The organism is Bradyrhizobium sp. Kon37, assembly GCF_055807535.1.
Window position 1 is genome coordinate 1 of sequence record NZ_JBVVOY010000258.1, and the last position, 277, is coordinate 277.

Here is a 277-nt window from a genome sequence, read left to right on the forward strand (position 1 = left end):
TGGGATCCATGGCACGCCCGAACCGGGAAAGGTTTCGAAAGCGGAATCGCACGGCTGCGTGCGTCTTACGAACTGGGACGCTGAGCGCGTCGCCGCCCAAGTATCGAAAGGCACGCCCGTGGAATTCGTCGCTGGCCCAGGTTGAGCGTCTGGCTTGCTGGCCGAGAAAGATGACGAAAGCCGCTGTGAATGCTTCGAGGCGGCGCACGACTAACGGGAACCAAACCTCAGGCAGATCGAACTATTCATCCCGAAGTCGTTCAGATGGCCTGCGAGG

General features: G+C 60.3%; 1 protein-coding gene. It reads left to right on the top strand.

The window, feature by feature from the left end; translation table 11 throughout:
- The first annotated feature begins 4 nt into the window (after window positions 1-4).
- Entirely contained in the window at window positions 5-145 is a 141-nt protein-coding gene (locus tag AC0L3J_RS38055; protein ID WP_473350561.1) for a L,D-transpeptidase, read from the top strand.
- Window positions 146-277: the final 132 nt, after the last annotated feature.